General features: G+C 51.2%; 19 protein-coding genes and 1 riboswitch. Of the genes, 1 reads left to right on the forward strand and 18 read right to left on the reverse strand.

Translation table 11 applies throughout. The annotated features are described in order from the left end of the window. Positions 1-150 precede the first annotated feature (150 nt). The 13 genes from ACSR9A_RS05740 to ACSR9A_RS05800 all read right to left on the reverse strand — a co-directional run bounded on the left by ACSR9A_RS05740 (position 151) and on the right by ACSR9A_RS05800 (position 13,851). Positions 151-1,398, reverse strand: a complete 1,248-nt coding sequence (locus ACSR9A_RS05740; protein WP_473756131.1) for a serine hydroxymethyltransferase — start codon at positions 1,396-1,398, stop codon at positions 151-153. A 130-nt stretch (positions 1,399-1,528) separates the two neighbouring features. Then, complete coding sequence (locus tag ACSR9A_RS05745; RefSeq protein ID WP_341279931.1) at positions 1,529-2,152, reverse strand: TIGR01440 family protein; 624 nt, start codon at positions 2,150-2,152, stop codon at positions 1,529-1,531. Between the two features lie 75 nt (positions 2,153-2,227). Beyond that, the gene (gene rpiB / locus ACSR9A_RS05750; protein WP_473756132.1) at positions 2,228-2,680 is read right to left on the reverse strand and encodes a ribose 5-phosphate isomerase B; all 453 of its coding nucleotides are present in this window, start codon (positions 2,678-2,680) and stop codon (positions 2,228-2,230) included. Positions 2,681-2,834: 154 nt separating this feature from the next. Next, a riboswitch (ZMP/ZTP riboswitch) is annotated at positions 2,835-2,915 on the reverse strand. Positions 2,916-3,012: 97 nt separating this feature from the next. Next, a complete protein-coding gene (locus tag ACSR9A_RS05755) occupies positions 3,013-3,591 on the reverse strand; it encodes a low molecular weight protein arginine phosphatase (RefSeq protein WP_473756133.1) in 579 nt (192 codons plus the stop codon). 126 nt (positions 3,592-3,717) lie between these two features. After that, positions 3,718-4,263 (reverse strand): manganese efflux pump MntP, encoded by a 546-nt coding sequence (locus ACSR9A_RS05760; RefSeq protein ID WP_473756152.1) that lies wholly within the window; start codon positions 4,261-4,263, stop codon positions 3,718-3,720. A 238-nt stretch (positions 4,264-4,501) separates the two neighbouring features. Continuing rightward, a complete protein-coding gene (locus ACSR9A_RS05765; protein ID WP_473756134.1) occupies positions 4,502-5,575 on the reverse strand; it encodes an L-threonylcarbamoyladenylate synthase in 1,074 nt (357 codons plus the stop codon). A 420-nt stretch (positions 5,576-5,995) separates the two neighbouring features. Then, on the reverse strand, positions 5,996-6,157 hold the full coding sequence (locus tag ACSR9A_RS05770; RefSeq protein WP_473756135.1) for a hypothetical protein: 162 nt from the start codon (positions 6,155-6,157) through the stop codon (positions 5,996-5,998). Positions 6,158-6,261: 104 nt separating this feature from the next. Continuing rightward, positions 6,262-7,014: a stage II sporulation protein R gene (gene spoIIR / locus ACSR9A_RS05775; RefSeq protein ID WP_473756136.1), complete on the reverse strand. Its 753-nt coding sequence runs from the start codon at positions 7,012-7,014 to the stop codon at positions 6,262-6,264. A 316-nt stretch (positions 7,015-7,330) separates the two neighbouring features. Next, positions 7,331-8,419 carry a N5-glutamine methyltransferase family protein gene (locus ACSR9A_RS05780; protein WP_473756137.1) on the reverse strand — a complete coding sequence of 363 codons (1,089 nt, stop codon included), beginning with the start codon at positions 8,417-8,419 and terminating at the stop codon, positions 7,331-7,333. A 157-nt stretch (positions 8,420-8,576) separates the two neighbouring features. Continuing rightward, a complete protein-coding gene (prfA, locus tag ACSR9A_RS05785) occupies positions 8,577-9,647 on the reverse strand; it encodes a peptide chain release factor 1 (protein WP_341283095.1) in 1,071 nt (356 codons plus the stop codon). A 189-nt stretch (positions 9,648-9,836) separates the two neighbouring features. Continuing rightward, positions 9,837-10,937, reverse strand: coding sequence for a redox-regulated ATPase YchF (ychF, locus tag ACSR9A_RS05790; protein WP_341279938.1), 1,101 nt, complete (start codon positions 10,935-10,937; stop codon positions 9,837-9,839). Positions 10,938-11,208: 271 nt separating this feature from the next. Continuing rightward, complete coding sequence (locus ACSR9A_RS05795; RefSeq protein WP_473756138.1) at positions 11,209-11,445, reverse strand: hypothetical protein; 237 nt, start codon at positions 11,443-11,445, stop codon at positions 11,209-11,211. Positions 11,446-11,490: 45 nt separating this feature from the next. Then, positions 11,491-13,851, reverse strand: coding sequence for a methyltransferase domain-containing protein (locus ACSR9A_RS05800; RefSeq protein WP_473756139.1), 2,361 nt, complete (start codon positions 13,849-13,851; stop codon positions 11,491-11,493). A gap of 167 nt (positions 13,852-14,018) precedes the next feature. Between ACSR9A_RS05800 and ACSR9A_RS05805 the strand changes: the two genes are divergently transcribed. Next, on the forward strand, positions 14,019-14,162 hold the full coding sequence (locus ACSR9A_RS05805; RefSeq protein WP_341279942.1) for a hypothetical protein: 144 nt from the start codon (positions 14,019-14,021) through the stop codon (positions 14,160-14,162). Positions 14,163-14,290: 128 nt separating this feature from the next. Here the strand turns inward: ACSR9A_RS05805 and ACSR9A_RS05810 are convergent, their stop codons facing one another. The 5 genes from ACSR9A_RS05810 to ACSR9A_RS05830 form a co-directional block, all read right to left on the reverse strand. Beyond that, positions 14,291-16,639, reverse strand: a complete 2,349-nt coding sequence (locus tag ACSR9A_RS05810) for an S-layer homology domain-containing protein (RefSeq protein ID WP_473756140.1) — start codon at positions 16,637-16,639, stop codon at positions 14,291-14,293. A gap of 205 nt (positions 16,640-16,844) precedes the next feature. Further along, the gene (gene trxA, locus ACSR9A_RS05815) at positions 16,845-17,156 is read right to left on the reverse strand and encodes a thioredoxin (RefSeq protein ID WP_046231307.1); all 312 of its coding nucleotides are present in this window, start codon (positions 17,154-17,156) and stop codon (positions 16,845-16,847) included. 70 nt (positions 17,157-17,226) lie between these two features. After that, entirely contained in the window at positions 17,227-17,646 is a 420-nt protein-coding gene (locus tag ACSR9A_RS05820) for an RrF2 family transcriptional regulator (protein ID WP_338553454.1), read from the reverse strand. Between the two features lie 134 nt (positions 17,647-17,780). Then, a complete protein-coding gene (locus tag ACSR9A_RS05825; RefSeq protein WP_473756141.1) occupies positions 17,781-18,614 on the reverse strand; it encodes an aldo/keto reductase in 834 nt (277 codons plus the stop codon). A 213-nt stretch (positions 18,615-18,827) separates the two neighbouring features. After that, positions 18,828-19,565, reverse strand: coding sequence for a hypothetical protein (locus ACSR9A_RS05830; protein WP_473756142.1), 738 nt, complete (start codon positions 19,563-19,565; stop codon positions 18,828-18,830). Position 19,566: the final 1 nt, after the last annotated feature.

Genomic DNA, 19,566 nt, shown 5'->3' on the forward strand with positions numbered 1-19,566 from the left:
ATGCCGAATGGTTTTGCTGCATAATATATCTACCAAAAATGAATAAAAATCCCTTTTAATAATGAAACGAAAGCCTTCATACGCTTGTTTATACGCAAAAATGCCGCATATAGGCCGAAGCCCTATGCGGCATTTTTCAAAAGTTTAAGATTAGTATTTCAGTTCTGGATAAAGCGGATATTGCGATGTCAGATCGCGAACGATTTGGCGGGATTTTTCAAGCGTTGCCTCATCCTTCGGATTTTTCAGCGTAACAGCGATCACTTCGCCGATTACTTTCATCGCTTTCTCATCCATGCCGCGCGAAGTGGCAGCTGGCGTTCCAAGACGGATACCGCTAGTGATGAACGGGCTCGTTGGATCGAAAGGAATCGCGTTTTTGTTAGCTGTAATACCGATTGAATCCAGCACGTGCTCGGCTTCCTTGCCTGTGATGTTCAGGGTACGCGTGTCGATCAGCATCAGGTGGTTGTCTGTGCCGCCGGATACGATGTTAATGCCTTCAGCAACGAGCGTATCGGACAGAACCGCAGCATTTTTCACAACGTTTTGCGCGTATGTTTTGAACGATGGCTGCAAAGCTTCGCCGAGCGCTACTGCTTTAGCCGCAATAACGTGCATCAGAGGGCCGCCTTGTGTACCTGGGAATACCGCTTTGTCGATCGCAGCTGCCCACTCTTTGCGGCACAAGATCAAGCCGCCGCGAGGACCGCGAAGCGTTTTGTGCGTTGTTGTTGTAACGAAATGTGCATGCGGCACTGGGTTAGGATGAAGACCAGCAGCCACAAGACCTGCAATATGAGCCATATCTACAAAAAATAGCGCGCCTACATCGTTGGCGATTTTAGCCATTTTTTCGAAATCAATAATACGCGGGTATGCAGATGCACCAGCTACGATCATGCGAGGGCGGTGCTTGAATGCCGCTTTGCGAACTTCTTCATAATCAATCGTGAAGGATTCTTCATTTACGCCGTATGCTACAAAGTTGTAAAGCAAGCCGGAAGCATTAACCGGGCTGCCGTGCGTCAAGTGGCCGCCATGTGCCAAATTCATGCCCAGTACCGTGTCGCCAGGCTTAAGCGCCGCCAAATAAACAGCCATGTTCGCTTGTGCGCCGGAATGCGGCTGTACGTTCGCATGGTCTGCGCCAAACAGCTCTTTTGCACGATCGCGTGCGATATCTTCAACGATGTCCACATGCTCACAGCCGCCATAGAAACGTTTGCCTGGGTAGCCTTCCGCATATTTGTTCGTCAAAGCAGAACCCAAAGCTTCCAGAACAGCTTCGCTTACGATATTTTCTGATGCGATTAGCTCGATGTTATCGCGTTGACGCTGTAATTCCAGTCCCATTGCTTTCAAAACCTCTGGATCTTGTTTACGTAGATTTTCCATTATAATTGCCTCCTCAGTAGTGTGTACTTGTTATATAAATAAGGATTAAGCAGGATATGCTCGTCAGATATATGTTCTACGGGATATACGCTCGATCCGCCAATATTAAACGCTTATGAAATACTAATGATTAATCGCAAGTCCCGGCCGACTGCTCCGGAGTCAACACAACAGCATCACGGCTGTCTGCCACGCCACCAAGCTCGTACACCGCACGCACACCGCCAATCAGCTTTGGCCGCGTAACCGCCATCGTGACATGCGCCTCGCCAATGCTGCGGATAGAAGGCCGCACCGGAACCGCTACTCTGCGCAAATGCATACCGATGAAAGTATCGCCGATATCGATTCCAGCATGAGCGGCTACCGTCTCGACGAGGCAAGCATCGCTGATGTGCCGATATGCGTAAGCCGCCATGGAGCCTCCTGCCTTCGGAACGGGAATCGCCGCGACCTGTTCAAGCCCATAGCGTTCAGCGGCATCACGCTCGATAACGAGCGCACGGTTTAAATGCTCGCAGCATTGATACACGGGATAAAAGCCAATGTCGCGGCGCACAGCCTCCACTCCAGCGAAAATTTCCGCAGCAGCTTGGAGCGTGCCCGACGTTCCAATGCGCCGGCCCAGCACCTCGCTCGTGCTCGTGCCGATGACGAGAAGCTGTCCAGCCCGCAGGCTGCCCGCTGCCGCAAGCTCGCGAACGATCGTCTCTACTGCACTTGCTATCGCTATCGTTTCCTCGTTTGCTCCCATCGCAGGCAGCCTCCTTGTCTGACTAACCGTTTCCATGCAAGCATGGAACAACGCCTTCTTCCGCGCTCATTTAGCTTAAGCGTTATATTTTTGCTCGATTTGGCCTACTTTATGAATGCGTCCCGCATGGCGTTCGCCGCCGGAGAATGGCGTGTCCAGCCAAATGCGAAGAATTTCCTGTGCAACACCTGGGCCAATGACACGCTCACCCAGTGCAATTACATTCGTATCATTATGCTCGCGCGTCGCTTTGGCGGAAAATAAATCGTGCACCAGCGCACAGCGGATGCCTTTAACCTTATTAGCGGCAATCGACATGCCAATGCCTGTTCCACAAATGAGAATGCCGCGGTCCACTTCCCCGCTTGCCACCTTTTCAGCTACAGGCAGTGCATAGTCCGGGTAATCAACCGATTGATTGCAGTCACAACCGAAATCTTCAATTTCGTGTCCAAGCGATAGCAGAAATGGTACAATTTCGTCCTTCAGCCGATAGCCGGCATGATCGGCCCCAATGGCAATTTTCACGTATAAACCTCCTCCAAAGTATGACGATGCTGCACTTGCATTGATACTTGCGGTGCTCGGCACATGAACTCCGCTTCCGCAATTCGACGCTTTTATTATACCTAAATTTGTCCCAAAAGACGAAAAAAGAGCATGACATGCTCTTCAGCATGCTGCTCTTTGCCCAGGCGACCGGCCGTATGTTCCGATGCTCCACCGTGGTTACCCACTTCCGTCGCCAGTCACATCGGAAACCGTATATCTGTACCCATCATAGCCGAATTATTTTGAAAAATCAATCGTTCCTGCACCTAAATTCGCGCTTTCCCTTTTGCGTCGCCGCAGCTATCCGCTTATTCCTGCTTTAAACGCAAGAGCAGCAGCTGCAAGCAGCTGCGAATTTCCTCGGCGCAGCTTTTGTAATTCCCAAGTGTTCCGCCAAACGGGTCTATAATATCAAAGCTCGGTATGCGGCGCTCCAGCGCTAGCAGACGATTGCGTTCGCCATCGCTCAACTGCTGTCCCAGCGTCTGCTTCATATGCAGCTCCGTGTACAGCTGCTCCAGCTCCCTAATGTCTGCCAGTACACCTGTATCCTGATTAACATACTCTTTGAGCGTATGTGCTTTGTCGACGGCTTCAGGAAACCATTGGAGCAGTCCTCTTTTGTGGCTGGCGGTCATCGTCAGCACGAGGTCAGCCCATTTCACCGCTTCTCCAGTCAGCGCGCACGAAGAGCTCTGATGTTCAATGCCATAACCGCGCAGCACCTCTGTCGCATGGCCGGAAACGGCCAAACCATCGATCGTCGAAATGCCTGCCGAACGTACTTCAATCGCTACATCCTGCTGACCCGCCATATTTTTCAGCATCGCCTCCGCCATCGGAGAACGACAGGTATTTCCCGTACAAATGAACAAAATGCGCTTCACGCCGCATGCCCCTTTCTATGTGTACCAAGGTGAAACGGCTGTCGCCGTCCTCTGGCGGTGCAGCTCGTTTCAGTCCGAGAAATATAAGCGTATTTATAGATGTCCAACTTATAAATCATTATATTTTCAGAAAATAAATATTAAACCAAACACGAGCAGCACCGCGCCGCCGCATGCTTCGCCGTAGCCGCCCAGCTTATGACTGACCCTTTGTCCCAGCAGCAGCCCTATGATCGACATCATACTGCCAAAAAAACCAAACAGCAGCACCGTCAACAGCAAATCGGCTGCAAACATGCCGAGCGTTACGCCAACGGAAAAAGAATCAGCGCTGACGCCAAGCGCGAACAGCATCGTTCCCCAAATCGTGCGGTGATCAAAGGTTTGTGCATCTTCTCCCCGCAAGGAGCTATAAATCATATGCCCGCCGAGCAGCACCAGCAGCACACCAGCAGCAGCCGTTGCTACATGACCGAGCATGCCGCTGACGAATCCCCCAGCGTACATGCCCCCGAGCGGCATAATAATATGAAATATACCGATAATGGCACTTAATCTTATCATATGGAGCCAGCGAATGCCGCGCAGCCCAATTCCAATTCCTAGTGAAAAAGCATCCATGCCAAGCGCAACCGCCATAAGCAGCAGTGTAACAAATTGCCCTCCAAGCATATGGCTACCCCACAAAACGATCTCCCCCCACGTCCGCAAACATTAATACTCCAACATATGCGGGCATGGGGACAAACATACTATAGCTTGTTTAATCGATCCTGGAGATATTCTTACCCTTGTATCATGTTAGGCAAACTCCAAAGCTTGATTCACATAACTGCATAATCGGCACGACAGGCACAGGCTTCAACTATCCTAGTGAAAAATAGGGCACTGGCTTAAGCTTGTTTCACCCTTAAACCTGATTAATGCGATGGCCAGCTGCCTTGAGCAGCCGATTCATAAGCGCAGCTCCAATACCTTCCGGCACGCAGCCTTCTGCCCAAATTCGCTGCACGCCAGCAGCATCAAACTGGCGCAATGCCGCATATAGACGATGCGCAGCCTGCTCCAGCTGCTGCCCGCTCCCATAAGTGAGCACGAGGGCGGAGCCGCCTTCCATAGCAGCGGCCTGCTCATTGAACACGAGCACGCCTGCTTTCAGTCCAGCGTTTGCAGCCTGCGACACCTGCTCCTGCATATAAGCAACACGCCTCGCGGCTGAGCTTCCTTCCACGATGCTAAGCTCGCCCTTAGGCGCATAATGCGTGTATTTCATACCCGGGGAGCGCGGGGCGGCAAGCTCCTCCGCTGCCGATTCGGCATCCGCAGGCGCATCAATCTCCGCTTGCGGCGCCGCTTGGCGCAGCTGCTCCACCGTTACGCCTCCGGGGCGCAAAATACGAAGCGCCTGCTCGCCCGTCAGTTCAATGACGGTCGATTCAAGGCCGATGCCTGTAGCGCCGCCATCGACAATGCCGCCGATACGGCCACTAAGGTCTTCAGCCACATGCTCGGCGAGCGTTGGGCTGGGCCTACCTGAGCGATTAGCGCTCGGCGCGGCAACTGGACAGCCAGCGGCTGCTAGGAGGCGCAGCGCTACCGGATGGGAAGGCATCCGCACGCCGACCGTGGACAAGCCCGCCGTCACAAGCGGCGACACCGCTCCCGGCTGAACGGGAAGCACAAGCGTGAGCGGCCCCGGCCACAGCTGCTCCATCAGTTGCTTCGCAAGCAACGAATAAGGCAGCACAAGTTCATCGAGCTGCGCAATATTTGCGATGTGAACAATAAGCGGATTATCGGAGGGGCGGCCCTTGGCCTGAAAAATCTGCGCCACGGCCTCCGAGCTGCGAGCATCGGCCCCAAGACCATACACCGTCTCCGTCGGGAAAGCCACGAGCTCTCCACGGCGAAGCAGCTCCGCTGCTTCCGCGATAGAAGCCTCCGCGTATTGGTCCGTCATGCGCCATACCTTCGTTGTAGTCATCTCTATCCTTCAATCCTTGCTCTGTTATAGTCATCCTTCTAGTTCGTATACTCCCGTTAGTATACCATACGCTTGGATAAAAACGGAGCCAGCAGCATAACCGCAGCCCACGGATGCTCACTGGCTCAAACCTGGCTATTAGCTGTTGGCTGCTAAGGTGTGTATGTAAACCGAAGTAGCCCTGCCATTCCTTGCTCAGAGCTTAATCGTGGCCAATCTCATCTGGCGATTTGATGCCTGAGAACCGAAGCATGTGATTGTTGCAAAGACCGCGATTGCTGAGCCAATGTGGCTAAGCGGAATTGCCAAGACCGTGCAGCTCCAGACGATCCCTCCTTTTTGGAGGACTGAGAATCCGCTATTCTCGCTTTTGACTCGATTTCTGACCATAAGCGGACAGGAAATCCGTTATTGTGCTCATCATCCCGGCAAATTGGCTAAAGGCAGCGCATTAGCGGCTCCTGAGTCCGCCACCTGTGCCTTTCCGGTGATCTTGTTGATATAGCGGCTTCTCTGTCCGCCAATTCTATCTTTGCGCAGGGTGTAACCACCTGAAACGATGAATATGATGCTAACTTTCAAAAATATGTTCACCTTTATGAGGTATGACTTTCCTAGTAGGAGAGGCATTACGTTTGACACTACATTCGATCTGAATCTGGCTTACTTAAGTCTGCATACAAGCCCTAAGCAAACAAGCTTTGCACCCAAGCAATCAGCTTTTGCAGCATTTCCCAAAGGAAAAACTTTGCTTCCGGCGCTTCGCCTTCCGCTTTGTTAGGAGCAGAATCCTGCTTGGCATGGACAACTTCGCCGGCATTTTCTTTTTGTACGGACGCCTTTTCTACAGATGCTTTCACTTCTTTCGATTCTGCCTTGCTTGCTGCGTTTGCTGCCTCCACCTCGCCATCGGCGGCTACCGCTTCTCCGGAAGCTGAGTCGATGAAGCAAAGCGGCGGAAACAGCACGCACCACCAGTTTTGTCCTTTGCCTTCGCCTAACGTAATGAGCAGCGCTTCGTAGCTGCCTGCGGGATATACTTCACTTCCGTACATTTTAGTAGGGAAAGGAACCTGGCCAAGCTCAATGTGAAACGCATAATCAAAACCCCGGCTGCTCAATACTTTGCCAACCAAAAGCTCCATCTCGCCCATATGCTGACGCATCGTTGCACGAGCTTCCTCTATTGTCTGCGGTCCAGTCACCCAGCTGTTCATCGCCTCGACCACAGCATCACGAACGACGCGTTTAACTGCCTGATCGGCAGGGGCGTCGGAATTAGACAATATGCGGAGCCTGATCGACTCCTCCGGAATATGGCTGCCAGCTACAGCGGCATCTACCTTTTGCAGCTCCCAGCTCATCACTAGTACAGCAAGCACCACCATAATAAGAACAACGGATCTACGATAAGAAATACGGGAATAATTGCGGGACATACACAAGCTCCTCTCGATGGCACCCGTCGGTACCTCTGCTTGCGTTCCGGAACGTATCTATCCGTAAGTATGTCCGCGATTCCCGTTCTATAAACCTCGAAACTATTAAATTTTAATAGACAAGTTTAAACGGATGCCGCCAGCCTGTAATGCAAAGCTACCGTTTCGCGATTAAATATAAGCCTATTACAAGTGTGGTACTTATACATGCTTATATTTCAAGCGTAAACAACTGACGCCGTCCTGTGAGGGCACGGCGCGTTTCAGTCAGAGAATTAGCAGAACAGTAGCCTACAAGTGAGATTGTTCATCCTGCCTAGCCGTTAGTGCGAACCGCGATAACATGGCGGTCAATGCCGCCATAATCCGTAATCGTCCGCACCTCGTCCCATGCTCCCGCTTCCCTTAGAAGCTTCGCCACCGCCTCCGCTTGACCCATGCCCAGCTCGAAGGCGACGATGCGCGGCATTTGCCTTAGCAGTGGCAGCTGCTCTACCATGCGGCGGTACGGGTCCAGCCCGTCCGCTCCGCCATCCAGCGCGAGGTGCGGCTCGTAATCCCGCACCTCGCGCTGCAAGCCCGGGAGGTCATCCGCCGGTATATACGGCGGATTGGACACCAGCACATCGACGCGGAGGTCTGCCGCGCCGAGTGCTTGGTCTGCGGCGGCGCCGCCCGTTCCGAGGAACGGCGCCAGCAGGTCGCCCTGCACGAACGCCATGCGGCCTGCCGCTCCATGGCGGGCCGCATTCGTGCGGGCGACAGCGAGCGCGTCCGGCGAAAGATCGGACGCGCACACGCGCCAGAGCGGACGCAGCGCAGCCAGCGTCACGCCGATGGCGCCGCTGCCCGTGCCGACATCAAGCACCGTCGGCCGCGCAGCCCAGCCCTTCGTAGCGTCCTCCGCTATAACTGACGCGCCCTCTGGCTCCGCATGCTCGCTACCGCTATTGCTCTCAGCGGCAGCAAGCCCCACCTCAGTCGCACCTTCCACTGGCGCGTCCTCTGCTTCCGCCTGTGCCGATTCCGGCCACAGGCGATCCGCCGCCTCAAGCACAGCCTCGACGAGCAGCTCCGTCTCGGGCCGCGGAATTAGCACGTCCGGCGTAACCGCAAACGGCCTGCTGTAAAACCACTGCTCGCCGATGATATATTGCACCGGCTCGCCATTCCCTTTTCGCTGGGTGAGCTCGTCCCATGCTGGAGCCAGCTCACTCGGAAAAGGGTCGCCCCCGTCGCGCAGCAATTCCATACGTCCGATGCCCAGCAGATGCAGGAGCAGCAGCTCCGCATTATTGCGCGGCTCCTCGACGCCCTGCCCCGCCAAAAACGAAGAAGCCTGCAAGCAGGCTTCTCTAATGGTACAAGGCAGCAAAACGCTCCACCCCTTGTTATTGTCGCCCATGTATCCAACGTCCCTTTCTTTACTTCCCTGTACACTCAGCAATAAAACGCACAGCCGCATAAAAGGCAGGCTCTCCAAGCACTAATGCTCGAAAACCCTGCCTCTTCATGCAGCATGCCTTATTCGGCAGCTTACTTTACTTTGGAAAGTACTTAAGTTAGTTCAGTTCTCTCTCCATAATGTCCGCTTGCTCGGCAATCGTCAGCGACGAAATGATTTCAGCCATATCGCCGTTCATTACGGAATCCAGCTTATGCAGCGTAAGTCCAATACGGTGATCCGTCACGCGGCTCTGTGGGAAATTATACGTGCGAATCCGCTCACTGCGGTCGCCCGTTCCGACTTTGCTTTTACGCTCGCCGGCATATTTCGCTTCTTCCTCTTGACGCTGTACATCAACAATACGCGCACGCAATACTTGCAGCGCTTTAGCTTTGTTTTCATTTTGCGATTTGCCGTCTTGGCAAGTCGCCATAATGCCCGTCGGTACGTGAAGTACCCGGACAGCGGATTTTGTCGTATTAACCGACTGGCCGCCTGCGCCGCTGGAACAGAACGTATCCACCCGAATATCCTTGTCGAAAATCTCGACTTCCACTTCCTCAACCTCCGGCATAACCGAAACAGTAGAAGTAGACGTATGAATACGGCCGCCAGATTCCGTTACCGGAATACGCTGTACCCGATGAGCGCCGCTCTCGAATTTCAGCTTGCTGTAGGCGCCTTTGCCCGTAATCATGAAAATAACCTCTTTAAAGCCGCCCAAGTCATTTTCATTAAAATCCATCAGCTCTACACGCCAGCCTTGCGTATCCGCAAACTTCGTGTACATACGGTACAGCTCATAAGCGAATAAAGCTGCTTCGTCGCCGCCAGCTGCGCCGCGAATTTCCACGATAACGTTTTTGTCATCGTTCGGATCTTTCGGCAGAAGCAAAATTTTAATTTTTTCTTCCAGCTCTTCCTTGCGGTCAGACAGCTCATCAATCTCCATCTTGACCATCTCGCGCATTTCGTCATCCAGCTTCTCGCCCTGCATAACCTTCGCATCGTCCAGTTGCTCCGACACTTGTTTATATTCAGTAAAAGCTTCATAAGATTGTTGCAGATCGGACTGCTCCTTGGAATATTCCCGCAGACGCTTCGGATCACTTGCTACATCTGGATCACACAGCAATTCACTCAGCTTCTCGTAACGATCAGCTAGTGCTTGTAAACGGTCCAACACCATCATTCACCTCTGTTATCACACTTTGATACTCCATTATAACATATGCGCAGCATTCTATCGACAAGCGAATTACTGCCGCCGCGCCCAGTTTTCTACTTCTCCGCTTGCTATCCTCGTCTACTTAGACGAAAGAGCCTCCGAATCCGCTCACAAAGCAGACCGAAAGCTCCTTCTTGCCTCAAAAATCTAAACGTTGAAGCGGAAATGTATAACATCGCCGTCTTTTACGACATAGTCCTTACCTTCCAGGCGAACCTGACCACGCTCTTTCGCCACGTTCATCGAACCGGCAGCAGACAAATCGTCAAACGATACGATCTCGGCGCGAATAAAGCCACGCTCAAAATCCGTATGAATAACGCCAGCTGCCTGCGGCGCTTTCGTTCCGCTGCGGATCGTCCAAGCGCGGACTTCCTGCACGCCTGCCGTAAAATACGTATAAAGGCCAAGCAGCTTGTAAGCCGCACGAATTAGACGGTTAAGTCCCGACTCCGCAAGACCAAGCTCCTCAAGGAACATTGCCTTGTCTTCGCCTTCCAGCTCAGCAATCTCTTCCTCAACGCGAGCGGAAATGGGCACCACTTCTGCATTTTCAGCAGCTGCAAACTCACGTACTTTATTAACGAATTCATTATTGTCCGTATCGGCAACCTCAGCTTCGCTAACATTGGCAGCATAAAGCACAGGCTTCATTGTCAGCAAATGAAGATCGCGAATAAGCAGCTTCTCGTCATCGGACAGCTCCAGGCTGCGCGCTGGCATATCATTGTAGAGCGCTTCTTTTACACGCTCAAGCACTTCCACCTCTTGCACGACTTTTTTGTCGCCGCCCTTGAGATTTTTGCGGGAGCGCTCGATCTTTTTATCCACGGAATCAATATCCGCCAAAATCAGCTCCAGATTAATGGTCTGAATATCGTCGATCGGGTCGATTTTGCCCGCTACATGCGTAATATTCTCGTCTTGGAAGCAGCGAACGACATGAACAATCGCATCGACTTCACGGATATGCGCCAAAAACTTATTGCCAAGTCCTTCGCCCTTGCTCGCGCCTGCTACCAGACCGGCAATATCAACAAACTCAAACGCTGTAGGCACGATGCTTTTCGGCACTACGAGCTCAACGAGCCTATTCATACGCGGGTCCGGTACCTCTACAACACCAACGTTAGGATCAATTGTACAAAAAGGATAGTTAGCGGATTCAGCACCCGCTTGCGTAATTGCATTAAACAAAGTCGATTTGCCGACATTCGGCAAGCCCACGATACCAGCTTTTAAAGCCATGCGTAAAGACACCCCATTTTCCGAAGTAACAAGCTCTCGTCATTATACCCGATGCGTATAAACAATAAAAGGGCGAGTTCGCTGACGCGCTTAGCAAAATGCTCCTGCTGCGATGTTGCAACAACCCGTTCCAGCCAACTCACGGACAGAATTTTCAAGTTAGAATCCATATTCAAATTCATATTTGCTGTTTATTTCTTCCCAGAGCTTTTGTTTGATTTCGGCCGGTTGATCCCCACCCGTTTTTAATTCGGGATGCCAAACGCTTACCCTAGCCATTGTATCCATGAGGGACATCTGCTTGCAAGAAGGCATTACCAAGCTGGCCATGCCGCAAATCGGCTGCGGACTCGATAAGCTCCAATGGGGCCAGGTAAGAGAAATAATTAAAGATGTTTTTGCCGAGACGGACATCGAAATTGTTATATGTACATTGTAAGATTTGAATAAAAAAAGCTGCCATTGCCAAAAAGCGCGCAACTGCCACCGTCCGTTTGCCCGTCTCCATCAGACGGGCAAACCACCTTTCATTCCAGTGCAATACCGCTGATTCTTATTTCTTGCGGCACACTGCCACGACGTACATCGGCTCGCAGCTTTTGAAGCGGCTGAGCGGAATCAGCTCATGTCCTTCCGACTGCAGCACCCGCTCCGGCTTCCGCCCCTGCTCCAGCTGGAACATTCGCCGCAGCCCATTCATCGCTGCCATACGGGAATCGTCGATGGGATTTTGTCCATACAGCTCCACAATATCGTAATGAAGCAGCAGCTCGCCTGCCAGCTCTGCTGTCCTATACTCAAATTGATGATAGGGATTGAATGGCCGCTCCTCAAAATAAAGCGCCGGATTCGTCACCGCCCGATTCGGTGTAGACACGATGAATAATCCCCCAGCCTTTAATACGCGCGCTGATTCCTTGATCCAAGCCGCCCCATCTGCAACATGCTCTATCGTTTCGAAAGACACCACTGCATCAAATACCTGCCCGTCAAATGGCAATTGCAGTACATCGCCTACCGCAAAAGATACATCTTCTCCGCCATAATCCCGCTTCGCCAGCTTCACCGACTGTTCGTCGATGTCGATGCCAACAACCTCGCTCGCCCCTGAACGTTTAAGCAGTGCAGCTCCATAGCCTGCCCCGCAAGCGGCATCCAGCACCCGCAGTCCGTCTACAAAATGTGATGCCAAGTTATAACGGGCAAGATGCTCCTCGTATACATCCTGATATTGCTGTTTAACCTCGCGATTTATTACAAGCCTTTCCCCACTGAAAACAACATCATTTTGCTCGCGAATGCCCTGTTCATTTAGTTGGGCATTCCCCGCGCCAGCTCCACCTATCTCTTCAGCTCCCTCTGCCAACGGCGCTTCGTCCTCTTGCGCCGCTTCCGAAACTGTACTCACCGTTGATAGCTCCTCTAGTTCCTCTATCGCAGCTTCATCGCTTACATAACTCGCAGTCGGCTCAATCGACGGCCTATCCTGCACAGCCCAGCCGTTTGGCGCTGTAATTGGCTTGGCGCGGCGGCCGAAAGCAAGCAGCTCGCTCGCTGTCAGCCTGCCTTTCAACTCCTCATTAGTCAGCGCAATTACCTGCTCCAGCCCCTCCACCACACGACGCTCCTGCTCAGCCAGCTCTTGACCGTCCTGCACAAGCGCAATCGCTGTCCGAACTAATCCAGCCTGCCCATACAATTCCCCCAGCTGCTCTGCGCCATATAGGCAGGCTGCCTGCTGCTGCGCACCGTGATTGCTTGGTGACAAATAATGACGTATATAGCGGTAATAGTGGCGATTAGCAAACGATCCGATCAGCCAACCTCCCGGCTTTAGAAGAGCCGCGAGCTGCTTCAACTGCTCCAAATTTCCATATTGATGGGCATCGCCAACAATAATGCCATCCATACTGTCTGCCTCGAGGCCCCAATCCTCCGGCCGCTCCGTATCATACACTTTCACTCCGATGGCGGCAGCAACCTTTGCGGCACCAGGGTTTTTCTCCACCCCGAGCAGCTCTGCCCGCGGCAGCCGTTTCTTCAAGCGCAGCAGGGTTGCCCCGCAGCCACAGCCAATCTCCAGCAGCCTCGCGGGCGCCGCCCCTTCATAAGGCTCGAGCTGGGGCTCAATCAGCGACACCATATCCGAGCGAATGACGAGCGCCTCCGTCGGCTGAAAGCCCCATTTTTCCACAAAACGTCTGCGGTTGCTTTCATAGGCCGCTTGATACAAGGCAGGCTCCGCCTTGAAGCTCGCGCCTCCCCGATGATGGATGAACGTATCGTCGCAGAGCAGGAGCTTATAGCCAGCGAGCCGCAGCCGCAGCGAATAATCGTCATCCTCAAAATTTCCGATACCAAAGCTTTCATCCAGCCTACCAGCTGCCTCATACGCCGAGCGGCGCAATAACAGGCAGAAGCCTACCAGCTTGGCACGCTCCTCCCATCTATGTGGTCCGTGATCGTTCCGCCGCAATTGGGCGAAAGCATCCAGCTCCTCCAAGGACGCATACTCCGCCGAAACCTCGCTCCAATAGGAGGCCGAATTCGTAACTGGACCTACTGCACCGACTTTGCTATCGCTAAGCAGCGCCTGCCTCAACCCTTCGAGCCAGCCGGGCGTCACAACGGTGTCGTTGTTAAGCAGCAGCAGATGGCTCCCTATCGCTTGCTCCAGCCCCTGATTGCAGCCCCTTGGAAAGCCTTCATTTTCCGCATTGGTGGTCACTCGCATATCAGGCTGATCCAACGCCCATTGAACCGTTCCATCGTCGGAGCCATTATCGATTAACAGTATTTCATAGCTTCCTGCTTCCGTATGCTTGCGTATGCTGTCCACACATTGTTTTGTATAATCCAACTGGTTGCGGGTAACCAAAATAATGCTCGTTATTTCCTTCGTCTGCCCCTCCACTGATCCCTCTCCTTCATATACTCAATAGCCTTTTGCTCATTCCTTCAGCATATGTGCGCAGCAGGCGATCAGTATAGGCGGAAGGCGCTCTGCCGATTTCAGCGCATGCTTCCAGACGCATCGGTCATACTAATGCAGGGATAGACCCACAAAGGAGGTGCGGCACAATGGAAAACAACACCCATAAAGGCAACTACAAAGGCACGACCAAAACACACGCAAAAAATCAGGATATGGCCTTCGTAAACGACAATATCAAAGACACGAAATCCGTCTCCAACTTCTCCGACAAAAAGCAAAAAACGGATTAACGTTCCACGCATCCAGTAAAAAAAGAAAACGGAAGAGCGGTCAGACACTTCCTCGTCTGCCCCTAAGCTCTTCCGTTTTTAAGACCGTTTCTAATAAATGCTGCGCCTTTGTGCAGCTTAGCTGCAGGTTAATTCCGAATCGGCGCTTCCTTCAAATCCGCTCGCGTTTGCAGGTAACGGAAAAATGCCGTTGCTGCCTCTGCTCGCGTCACTTTACGCTCCGGAAGGAAGCTCCCGTCCGACAGCGACATAATATTCAGGCCGACCACGATTGCCGCCTGGCCTTTTTTCTCTGTTTTGTCCGCATCCTTAAAATTAATATTAAACAGCTGGTCATAATTCGCCAGCGTATTGTAGCCCAATGCCCGCACGATCAGCTCGGCCATTTCCTCACGGTCTACCTCACCCGCCGGATTAAAGGTGCCATCGCCAATATCAATCAGGTTTTGCTCAAGAGCGCTTTGAACATACACATAATAGCCTGATCCTTTCGCCACATCGTTAAACGCCACACTGCCCGCCTCCGCGTTCGCCATTACAATCGGGCCGCGGCCGCTGTTCATGGCAAGCACGAGCATTTTAATCAATTCGCCGCGTGTCACAATTGCATTTGGACGGACCTTGCCATCCTTCACATCCAGCGCCTTGTAAGCAACCATTAGCTCAAGCTGGCGCTGCGCCCAGTGGCCCTCCACATCAAGCGCCTTAGGCTTCTCGAGCGCCGTAACCTCTCCACTTTCGCGATTCCGCCATTGCCCGCTTTGGGCATCCAAAAATACGGATTCATCAATGGCAGCGGGCACAAGGCGGTAAACAAGCTTTACATCTGTCTTGCTTTCCACCTGTTCGGAATCTAGTTCACCGGCAGCCAGCATCAGGTTGTATTTTTCGATAGGGATCGGCTGGCCTTGCAGGGAATATTCCCGCTCTACATAATACGTCAGTTCTGTGCGATAGTAGGTGAGCCACTTTTCAATCGCTTCCGTTTTCTCGATGACCTTTGGCGCTTGCGCCGGGTAGTCGAAGGAAGCGAACTGAGCATCATACATCGTCACTTCGTTCGTCCGGGCATCCACATTAACATTGACCCGATCATAGGACACCGTCGCTCCCTGAATTTTACGAACAAAAGAAATGTAGTAGGAAGTAATCGTTCCGGCAGGCGCCTCGCTGTACTTCGCCCGATCAGGCTTTACAACGTACAGCTGGGCTGCCGCCCATGGAAGCTGCTTTTTAACCGTATCTATTGCGATTTTCTCCGCCTGCTCGTAGGACAGGGAAGGCTTCACCGACGTATCCCCGCCATCATAGGCATAGGCGTAATAGCTGCGAATAATCCCCGTCTTGCTATCTACGGTGGCCGATACAGAGCCCGTCTCTCTGGCTCCGCTTTTCGTCGTCCAATTGAGGTTCCAATACGATTCGTTATGGCCTGTTGTATCGTCGCTGTACTCATTGTAGCTCGTATTTGACAGCACAGCGCCTGTTGGCAGCTTGAAAGTCGACTCTACGAGTGCAACCGCTTGTTTATCGGTCAAATTGCCCGCTTTTGGCGCTTCGCCGAGTGCTGCTGGGGCAATTGGCGTTGCAGATACGCTGCTTGTCTGATCATATAGCTTCTTAATAAGCGAGCCGTCTAGTGCATTTACCGCCAAGCCGCCCATCTCGTAGCTAAGCAGAGGGGTGTGCTGGCCTTCTGGACTATAAGGCACAATATATTGCAGCTCTGGCTGGGCAAGCTCGCGAAGCTTCGCATTTGCCTGCGCTAGCGTAATGCGCGAGTCTGCTTTTGGGAACTGCAGCGTATCGTCCCATTGCAATTTATAATTGGTAATATGGCCTTCACTGTCCACATCGAGTTCAATATAGTTGTCTACATAAGGAATGTCGTTAACCATTCGGTCATAACGAATATTATGAACAACCTCGCCTGTCAGCGGGGGAAGCACCTGCGCCCCGTATTCGGGATTGTAGCGCACCTGTCCTACGTAATCTGCTGCAATTTGCTTCATGAAGGAAGCAGCAATATCCTGGGCAGCCGCACGCTCTACCTTGAGCGGATACGTCGGCTTGGAGCTAGGATTGTCTATATAGGAATTAAAGGACAGCAACTGGCCGCCGTCAGCATCAATTTGAACATAAATGCTGCCCTTATGCTTGCCGCTTACTTTCTTGACGAAATCAAGACCCCAAACATTACGTTTGCCCTGTGCCAGCACGCTGACCGCCAAAGAAGCGCCCTGCAGCGTGTATTCCTTCGGAATGCTCACAAGCTCGCGCGCCAGCTTCTCTGCCTTATCCTTCGAAACCGATACATTCGCCGCAGAATCCATCGAACCCTCCCCGGAAATATTGTCTGCCAGAGTAGTCTGGCGATCAATCGTCACCTTCGCTCCATTTGCAAAAGCGGCGGTAGGTACACTGCTTGTTATCGCAACTAGCGCAACAAATGCAATCAACCGTTGTTTGCTTCCCATCTCCTGCTTCCCCCTCCAATACATTCCTGAATATCCTATAGACGCCCGAGCTTTGTGGGAAGTTGCGTCTTTTTGAAGAATAATTTGCCCAAGCGTAAACGGAGTTGTCATCCTTTAGTTTCCTTATACAAAAAAAGAAGCCGCACACCGATGAATCACCGGCAATGCAGCTTCCCTTCATTTAATCCATGTCCGACCAAAGGTCTTACAGTTGATTGTTGATTTTTGTTTTCAACGCATCTTTGCTTTGCAGACCTACCATTTTGTCAACGGGCTGTCCGTCTTTGAACAAAATAAGCGTTGGAATGCTCATTACGCCGAATTGCGAAGCCAGTTCAGGCTCTTCATCGACATTGATTTTTGCAATTGTAGCTTGGCCTGCAAGCTCAGTTGCCAATTCTTCAACGATTGGAAGCTGCATTTTGCAAGGTCCGCACCAAGGTGCCCAGAAATCTACTAGAGATACGCCGCTCTCTACGTTAGATGAAAAGTTGTCTTTCGTTAATGCTACTGCCATTTCAATCATCCTCTCCAGCTGTGTTGTATGATAAGGGAATACCCCTCACACCGTCTTTATAATCAGTTGCCTATTCACATGCATGAATCTGGCCTAGCACATCCTGAATGGTCGTGTGACTGAAATGCGCTTCAAGCTGCTTCTCCGCCTCACAAAAAATCCGGAACATCACTTGGTTCATATTGGAGCCAACGACGCACTCCATGCCCGGATCGCCCGAGCACCAGCTTGGAATAAGCGAACCTTGCGCCATCACTCGGTAAACATCGGCAAGCGTTACTACACTCGGATCAATCGTCAGCCGATAGCCGCCGCCCGATCCTTCGCGCGTATCCACATAGCCGCTGCGGCGCAAGCCGCTCATCACCTTGCGAACGCGGGCCGAATGAGTCCCAACGTTGACGGCAATCATTTCGCTGCTTGCCATGTTTTCCGGCAAATGAGCTAAATATACAAGACTGTGTACGGCAATTGTAAATTCGCTGTTCAATGTGAACGGCCTCCCTGTTTAGTACTGTAATTTTATCAATTACAGTTCAAACTGTCAATAGTCCGTTCCGCTAAAATTCATGATTAGGATGCGATGACGCTCGATCTATTATGCATTGGCCGTTTATGCCGGCTTTAAAAATTAAAAGTCATCGGGTTGGAGCCATAACGGCGGCCTTCGTTCAACCCATCAATGGCCGCAATCTCTGCTTCCGTCAGCTCAAAATCAAAAACGTCGCCATTTTCGATAATGCGCTCTTTTCGAACGGATTTAGGAATCGTAATGACGCCCTTCTGCAGATCCCAGCGAATGACAACCTGCGCCGGGCTTTTGCCGTATTTGCCAGCCAGCTCCTGAAGCAGCGGCACATCTAAATTTCCTTGCATGAGCGGGCTCCAAGCCTCAAGCTGGATGCCTTGCTCGCGGCAGAAGCTCTGCAGCTCGGGTTGTGTCAGCAGCGGATGGAATTCCACCTGATTGACCATCGGCTTAATTTCGCAGCCTGGCAGCAGCTCGTCGAAATGCGGCAGCAGAAAATTGCTCACGCCAATTGCCCGAACGTAGCCATCCTTATAGAGCTTTTCCAGCGCGCGATACGTTTCCGTAAATTTTCCGGCTACTGGCCAATGAACTAAATACAAATCTATCACATCCAGGCCTAGACGCTTACGGCTTGCTTCGAATGCTTGCAGTGTCGTTTCATAGCCTTGGTCCCGGTTCCATACTTTTGTCGTAATGAACAGCTCGTCCCTTGCAATACCACTATCGGCAATTGCACGCCCCACACCCGTTTCATTGTTGTAAGCGCTTGCCGTATCAATACTGCGATACCCTGCCTCTATGGCGTAACGCACAGCGTGCTCTACCTCATCGCCTTCTTTTGACAAGTATACGCCAAGCCCCAGCCGCGGCATTTGCACCCCATTATGCAGCGTTGTTACTTCCGTGCTAATTGCAGCCTTAGTCATTTTTGTTCCTCCTGTTCTTTTTTAAAATATAAGCTTGTATAAGTTTCACACTTATCATTAGGCTTATATTTCTCGGAATGAAACGCGCCGCCAAAGGACGGCGACAGCCTTTTCACCTTGAGAAAAGTGATGAACGATAGCTTTAAAACTATTTTCCACAAAATAGTAACAACAAAAAGCGGGTGGGTCAACCTATTGCTGTTCCTATTTGTTTCATTCTATTGCTCCATATTCCTCAAAAAGATAAATTAAGCTGGTATTAATAATCCATACTTGTTGCTCTGATCCTAATTTGTCACATTGCATCTCACATAACTTTTTATATTTTTGTTCCGGTATCGTTTCAACTGGAAGTTTGCTTTCTACCTTTTTATGATGCAGGTCTATTATCTTCTTTCCCATTGCTCTATCTATATGCGCTAATTGAGGGATGCAAGTTCTCCGATGAACAATACTCTTATACATGTTACTGCCATTGTTTGTTTGAATTTCCGACCAGGCAACCGTTGAATCCATAAAGCTTCCATCCACAAAACTAGTTATATCCTTAAAAGATTCGACCATCGGGTAATTAATATATAATTTTCCGATTTCCGTAGAGTCGGAGAAGCCGTTCAGCAATTCCATTAATTTATCACGGGAAAATCTAGGGTCCTGAGGATCGAAATCAAAAATTAACAAAATATCCTGAAAATCATTTTTGTACAGTCTTTCCTCATCTTTAAATCCAAAATAATCGTTCAAAAACAATGGCAGATCAATGGATTCAAAGTCTATATTACCTGAACTATCAGCATAGGCGTTCTTTAGTTTATGAAATAATGCATATAAGTTAGTCTTATACGGAACGATTTTCACATTGCTTTTCTGATATAATTGATAAAAATGTTCAAATAGCCGTGGTTCTATTTTCTCCCCTTCAACCAACATCAATACTTGCTTATTCGACATA

The organism is Paenibacillus sp. R-74696 (assembly GCF_055814915.1).